Below are 7003 nucleotides of genomic sequence, written 5' to 3' on the forward strand. Positions count from 1 at the left end.
TATTAAAATATAGCCATAAATACCAATATCATAACAAGGGTTGTAACCGCATTAATAGCAGTGGCCAAAGTATAGGTCTTAAAACCACCTTTAGTAGTTAGCCCTGAGACCTTAGCAACAACCCAAAAACCGCTATCGTTTATATGACATCCCAAAAGAGCTCCAGAACCAATAGCCAATGCTAGCCACAAGCCAGGTACATTGAGCTGAGATATCAAAGGAGCCATAAGATTGGCAGTGGTTATTATAGCAACAGTTCCTGAACCTTGAGCTATCTTTATAACAGAAGCTATTATCCATGCTAAAAACAGAATAGGTATCTGATAAACTTTCATAGCTTCTGCTAAAACCTTTCCTATATTACTTCCACCTAAAACGGCCCCAAGAGATCCACCTGCGCCAGTTATAAGTAAAACTATTCCAGCGCTTGCAAGAGCCTTATCTACAGACTTAGATAAACTCTCTCTGTCCATGGTGGTATAACCCACATAGAGGGCACACATCGCACCTAAAAGCATAGCTATGTTCCTATCACCTATGAAAAGAAGGAAGCTACCAAAAGGACCTGGTTCCTTTCCAGCTATAACCCTTACCAAAGAAGCTAAAAGAATCAAAACTATAGGTGTAACTATAGGAAGAAGAGAAAGAGCAAGAGAGGGAAGTTTACCCTTCGTTGTCTCTTCGTAAGAAACATCCTTAAAGAAAACATCTTCATCTTCAGAGGTATTCCAGAAACCCTTAACCTGAGTTATAAACTTATAGATGTAGAGAGCCAAGAAAGCTCCAGGTGCTCCAACTAAAAAGCCTCCCAAGATCATCTTTCCTAAAGGAACCTTCAAGGTATCAGCCACAACCAAAGGCCCAGGGGTAGGTGGAATAAGCATATGAGCCGTTCCTAAACCGATGATAAGCGAAGATAAAAGAAGAGGCACGCTTCCACTAGTAACTTTAGCGATCCTTCTTGCTATAGGAGCTAAGATTATAAAGCCGACGTCAAAAAATACAGGCGTAGATACTATCAGCGAAGCGGAACAAAGCGCTTCAGGTGTCCTCTTAGGAGAGAAAACCCTCAGTAAGGATCTAACTATACTCTCAACAGCACCAGAGTCAGCCAAAAGCTGTCCTATAATCACACCGAAACCTACAACTAAGCCTATTCCCGTCATTGTGGTACCAAATCCAGAAGCTATTGTAGAAGCGGTTTTTAAAGCACCTTGACCCGAAGCTATTCCAAAGTACAAAGCTCCCAAGATCAAACCAAAGACTGGAGACCATCTATAGCGTATTATAAGTATCAGAGCTATCGCTATAGCAACAACTAAATGAAACACAAGCATAAATTAACACCTCCTCCTATTAAAATGCATATTTATTCAAGGCTTCTTCATTTACATCTATCCCTAAGCCTGGTCCATCAGGCGGGATAGCATAACCATCAACTATCTCCAACGGGGTTCTCAGCACCTCCTCCCTTAAGGGTGTTAAAGAGACATCCCTTGGCACCTCTAAGCGGTTAGGAACTGCACAAGCAAAGTGAAGGGTAGCTGCAAAACCCACATCGCTACCATAAAAGTGAGGTGAATAAGGAAGCCCTCTTTCTTTCAGCAGATCGCATACCTTTCTCATTTCACCTATACTTCCCACTCTCGTTATATCAGGCATACCAATATCTATAGCTTTAAGGTCAAGGGCTTTCCTAAAGTCGCTAATACCGAAATAGTTTTCTCCAGCAGCAAGGGGGATGGTTAATCTTTCAGCTATTTCCGACATGGTTTTCAGGTCTTCACAGAGCGTAGGCTCTTCTATCCAGTCAGCTCCAGCTTCTTCCACCCTAAGCACCATTTCATAAGCCTCCTCGCTTTCCCAACCTTGATTAGCATCCACGTAAACCTTAACATCCTTACCAACGATAGATCTCGCCTTCTTTACAAGAATAACATCCTCTTCTTTGTCAAAACCTACCCTTATCTTCAAAGCCTTAAAACCAAGTTTTAAACACATAGTTAAAGAGCTCTCCAAATCAGACATATCCATACCTATCGCATAAAGTAGAACTTTATCCTTTTTCCCTCCGAGAAGCTTATAGAGAGGCTTATCCTCTACTTTACCCTTTATATCCCATAGCGCTATGTTAATGGCACTTATAGCCTGGTATATACAACCGCGAGCCCCCCACTGAAGACCTAATCTATAAAGCCTTGACATAACTCTATGGGTTAATCCCTCCGGATCAAGAGGGTTTTCGCCAATCAAAAGAGGTTTAAGACCATACTCTATGGTAGCCTTTCTCTCATAAATCGCCCAAGAAGGAAAGTTAACGAAAGCCTCACCCCAACCCGATATTCCTGCATCAGTCTCAACTTTAACCAACGCAAAGTTTCTATGAGTCAAAACACCCAATGAAAATTTAATAGGTTTAGGCAATTTACATTTAAGAGGAATGAATTTAACCTCAGTTATCCTCACATCTATCACCCCCTATAATAATATATAATATGTATGATATTTAGCAAAACAAAAAAACAAACTACCTATCCTCTATAAGTTTAAAAATCTCCTCAAAATGCTTTAGCATTGCTTCTTTTGCCTTCTCTTTATTTTTCGTCCTCAAGGCATTAACTATAACCCGATGAGTATCAACAGACTCAGTCCAGCTTCTATCTTTCTCCTTAATACACTTTTCCTTAATATATCTCCATAAATGCTTTCTCATCAAGAACAAAAATCCCTCCAACGTACTCTCAAGTATAGAGTTCTTAGTAAATTTAGCCAAATAACTATGAAAGAAATAATCAGCTTCTATAAAGGAATCAACATCACCTATCTTACCTGCCTCATTCATCTTATTCACGAAAGACTCAAGGGTCTTGATTTCGTCTTCAGAAATCCTCTCACATACAAGCTCTGCGATACCAGGCTCCAAAGCTTTCCTAGCCTCAATTATATCTATGGTATTTTCATCCTCTTGAAGTATCTCAAGAGCCCTACTAAAGGAGATGGGAAGATATCCTGTTACGTAAGTACCATCTCCCGCTTTCCTTTCTAAAACTCCAGCCATTTCTAAAGCAACTAAAGCCTCCCTTACCGCCGTTCTACTAACACCAATTCCTTCAGCTATGACCTGTTCTGGCGGTATCTTATCACCTACCTTAAACTTTCCAGCTTGAATGTTGTTTATTATCTGTTTAGCTACATATACGGACTTCTTGTCCCTATCAAGCTTCTCAAACAGAGAGCTTCACCTCCAACTATCCCTATTAATTCCCGTATACCCTAATACTTAACCCCCAAAGCCACAAATATACTCACGCTTGCATAATCACCCTTACAGCATGACCGAGCACAGCAGCTTTCCCCAATACCTTCCACAAAAACGCCCTTAAGCCCAGCATCTAAAAACCACTTCTTTACTTCTTCCCTTTTAAACCCCATCCAGCGATCGTGATGCTCCTCTTTTAAAAAGGTAAAGTTATGTTCATCCAAGTCGGTTATTACAAGCTTTCCACCCGGTTTTAGCACACGGGCCATCTCTCTTATAGCTTTAGCCGGATCTTCAACATGATGAAGGCACATGTTAGCAAAAATATAGTCAAAAGAGCTATCCAGAAAAGGTATGCTTTCAGCCCCGCCGATAACATAAATCACTTTTTCAAAATTAGAAAACTTGCTCCTCATTTTCTCTAACATGGCTTTCGATTGATCCATAGCTACAACCTTTAATCCCTTGGTAACTAATCCCTCTGTTATAAATCCTGTTCCAGCTCCAACATCGAGAGCTTCCTTACCCTCTTTAACATCTGCAAGAGCTATAGCCTTCTCTCTAACAGCCTCTGAAAAAAAGCTAGACCTCATTTGATCCCAATTAATAGCTACTCTGTCAAAATATTCCTTACTATCCAAAAATATCCCCCCCTCACCCAGATTAAAATATGGGTTAGGCAGGTTAACCTGCCTAACCCATATTTTAATCTAAACTTCTTTCTTTCGCCAGGTATAGGTCCCAAATATTACAAATAAGGTTTCAAGGAACAAAGCTAAGATCGTCACCCATGTCCAAATAGGAAGTCCCAATGCAGAGCGAGCATTCCAAGATCGAGGAGCATATTGTAAGTGTAGGCTTAAAGGTCATGAAAAGCGCCAAAGCTATCAGGATAAAAAGGGAGTATCTGCTTGCTCTTATAACCTGCTTTATAAAGACTGACTTAAGGTCAAATCTCTCCTCTCCACCTACCTGCAATGGAAAAGGCTAAATCTATAAAAAACTGCCCCGCCCCAGTTACACTAAGCAACGACCCAAATATTATAAAAACGATAATCACATTAGCAGAAACATCTAAAGCCGTCCCAAAAATCCCTTCAGTTCCATAATAAATTATGGTTGCGATCCTATTTAGGCTGTAACCCCTATGTCCGATAACAGCGGGTAGCCATTTGCCAATAAACACATATATTAAAAAGGCTATAGCTGTAACTGGCAACATCATACCAATGCTACGGCGTGCTCCTTCTATACTGACTAACACAGCGAAAATGGCTAAAACTATCTCCAAAGGCGTCCTCTGCCCAACCCCAATAAGGGTAATCTGCCTCCAAGCGACCATCAAGTAAATTCCTGAAAAAAGCGTCATGAAAACCAAAGCTAAATCAATAAAAACTGAGGTCTTATTCTTTTTACGACTTATTAAAAACATATATATAAAAACCCCAATCCAGTGGACCACCCTTTGATCCAAAGTGGATAAAGAACCAATAGCATTTGATAAAACGAAGGGTTCCTTCTTACATCCTCAAGAAGGAACCCCTATAAATGCCTATTTTAAAACCCCTTTCTCCTTAAAGAATCTCTCAGCCCCAGGGTGAAGCGGAATAGGGACGTCTTTACCATTTTCCACATTCATAACCTTAGCTGATTCAATGGTCTTTATAAGGATATCCAAATTTTCATACACAGCCTTACATATCTTATAGGCTATTTCCTCTTCTAAATCATCTCTGCAAAAAACAGCAGTTGTAGCAGCAACAGTAACCACATCTTCGTTTAATCCAGAATAAGTGTTTTTAGGGATGATAAACTTTATAAAATAAGGAGAAGCTTTAGTAACGCGCTCTATCACATCATCCTCAAACCTTATCATTACCCAATCTTTGCTTCTTGCCGCTAACTCTATAACAGCTTTCTGGGGTATAGCAGCCATAGCTAATAAAGCATCAGCATTACCATTTAGGAGAGCTTGAACGCCTTGGGTGTAAGAAACATAAATAGGCTTTAAATCCTCAAGGGCCATGTTATATTGCTTCAATATCTCTTTAAATAGCACTATCTGGCCTCCACCCGCTGGTCCAAGAACTACCCTTTTACCCTTCAAATCCCTCACAGTTTTTATACCAGTGGTTTTAAGAGTTAAAACATGAACAACGCTTGGCTGAATCGTAAATAGGCCTCTTAAGTTTTTATATGCTTCCTTGTAAGGTTCAAGTCCATGATATCCAGCATAAAGTATATTACCATTAGCCATACCAATTTGAACCTTGTTTTTGGCAACCAAGACAACATTTTCAACTGATCCACCCGTAACTTCAGCGGTTGCCTGGACTCCCTCAACATATTTATTAATTATGCTTGCAATAGCCCCTCCTAAGGGATAGAAGTAACCCCCTGTTCCTGCAGTTCCTATAGAAATGTGTTTAGTAGCAGCCAGAGCGACTACATTAAAACTCAGCAATGCAAAAGCTATCAGAAACAAAATCACAAGCCTTTTCATCTAAATACCCCCTTTCTGCATTTTTTTAAATAATAAAATTTGTTAAAAAACATTAACAGTAAGCGATATGGTGTATTATAATAGTTTTTAAGAAGGATGCAATTGTCATATTCAAAAGCTTTGTAGATGGATATACCATACTTGCTGATGCCGATGGTAGCAACGCTATACTTGCCGCATGGGGCACAGATGTGCCATTTGATATCGCAGAAAGAACCTATATCGCCAAGGTGGCAGAGTTTCCATGGTTATTCATAGTTAGAACAGATCTTGCATGGGGATCCTTAAATGATGTAGCCGAAGCAATTAAAGCTAACCCAGAAAATATAAAGTGGGGTTGGTTAGGTGGTACTGCAGGAGCAGATGCCCCTGTGATACAATTTATGGCTGCTTTGAAAAACAAAGGAATAGATACCTCAAAGATTAAAATGGTCACATATCCTGGCGGAAGCGACCTGGCGATAGCTGTAGCTGGCGGACATGTAGATATCGGTGTAGTGTCTTCCGTATCAGTAGGTCCTGTATACAGCGCTGGTAAAGTAAAAGTAATTGCCGTTACAGGTAAAGATAGATTCCAGAGCTTCTCAAACATTCCAACAACATATGAGCAAGGATCCTAAAGTTGTTGAGGAGTTGGCAAAAATAGGCGCGGTTCCGGCTTTTGCTAACTCAGAAAATTATCGTAAATATGTCATCGATTTAGCCAATGAATTGAAATCGTTAAAGAAGCAATAAATCGCAATGTTAATCAATATAATCAAAAATGAAGGGTTAATCTTAGTTTTAATCGGAATTTTAGGTTTGAATGATAGCCTAAGACTTATCAAAGTAATCTTAGATGAACCTATAATAGGAATAAGCTATCTCCAGCTACACTAACAATACTTGCTTTATTTCTTTACAGCTTAGCGGTAACCCCTTTCGGATACCTGATAAGTACCACAGGTTTCATCATTTCAACAACATATATCTTTGGAGAAAGATCGATTATTTCATCCATACTATTCGGAATCTTAGTAGGCACAGCTTTTTGGTTTTTCTTTATCTACCTTGGTGGTATCCCGTTGCCATAAACCCTTTGACAAAAGCTCAGCCAAATATTATAAACAATATAAGTAAGAAGGAAACCTGAGCTTTCCTATTAACTTTATTAAAACTATCTATAGGAGGTAAGCCATATGAAAAAACAGGCTGACTTTTACAAGCTTCCTATTGAAGAAGTGTTTTCCCTTTTAGAAAGC

Annotated in this window: 7 protein-coding genes; 1 reads left to right on the top strand and 6 read right to left on the bottom strand. The window is 39.6% G+C overall.

What is annotated here, in order from left to right; translation table 11 throughout:
* Window positions 1-2: 2 nt before the first annotated feature.
* From NZ900_05810 to NZ900_05835, 6 genes are all read right to left on the bottom strand, one after another.
* A complete protein-coding gene (locus NZ900_05810) occupies window positions 3-1337 on the bottom strand; it encodes a GntP family permease (protein ID MCS7233602.1) in 1335 nt (444 codons plus the stop codon).
* Window positions 1338-1356: 19 nt separating this feature from the next.
* The gene (locus NZ900_05815) at window positions 1357-2466 is read right to left on the bottom strand and encodes a mandelate racemase/muconate lactonizing enzyme family protein (protein MCS7233603.1); all 1110 of its coding nucleotides are present in this window, start codon (window positions 2464-2466) and stop codon (window positions 1357-1359) included.
* Window positions 2467-2527: 61 nt separating this feature from the next.
* Window positions 2528-3181, bottom strand: coding sequence for a FadR family transcriptional regulator (locus tag NZ900_05820; GenBank protein ID MCS7233604.1), 654 nt, complete (start codon window positions 3179-3181; stop codon window positions 2528-2530).
* Window positions 3182-3273: 92 nt separating this feature from the next.
* A complete protein-coding gene (locus NZ900_05825; GenBank protein ID MCS7233605.1) occupies window positions 3274-3900 on the bottom strand; it encodes a class I SAM-dependent methyltransferase in 627 nt (208 codons plus the stop codon).
* A 308-nt stretch (window positions 3901-4208) separates the two neighbouring features.
* Window positions 4209-4691 (bottom strand): TRAP transporter large permease subunit, encoded by a 483-nt coding sequence (locus NZ900_05830; protein MCS7233606.1) that lies wholly within the window; start codon window positions 4689-4691, stop codon window positions 4209-4211.
* 120 nt (window positions 4692-4811) lie between these two features.
* Window positions 4812-5762: a TAXI family TRAP transporter solute-binding subunit gene (locus tag NZ900_05835; GenBank protein MCS7233607.1), complete on the bottom strand. Its 951-nt coding sequence runs from the start codon at window positions 5760-5762 to the stop codon at window positions 4812-4814.
* A gap of 107 nt (window positions 5763-5869) precedes the next feature.
* Between NZ900_05835 and NZ900_05840 the strand changes: the two genes are divergently transcribed.
* On the top strand, window positions 5870-6382 hold the full coding sequence (locus NZ900_05840) for a tripartite tricarboxylate transporter substrate-binding protein (GenBank protein MCS7233608.1): 513 nt from the start codon (window positions 5870-5872) through the stop codon (window positions 6380-6382).
* The last annotated feature ends 621 nt before the right edge of the window (window positions 6383-7003 follow it).

It is taken from the genome of Synergistota bacterium (assembly GCA_025060595.1).
Lineage (GTDB): Bacteria > Synergistota > GBS-1 > GBS-1 > GBS-1 > 42-11.

Coding starts and splice junctions, on each gene's coding strand:
- NZ900_05810 (MCS7233602.1), bottom strand. CDS start 1,337: ATGCTTGTGTTTCATTTAGTTGTTGCTATAGCGATAGCTCTGATACTT.
- NZ900_05830 (MCS7233606.1), bottom strand. CDS start 4,691: ATGTTTTTAATAAGTCGTAAAAAGAATAAGACCTCAGTTTTTATTGAT.
- NZ900_05835 (MCS7233607.1), bottom strand. CDS start 5,762: ATGAAAAGGCTTGTGATTTTGTTTCTGATAGCTTTTGCATTGCTGAGT.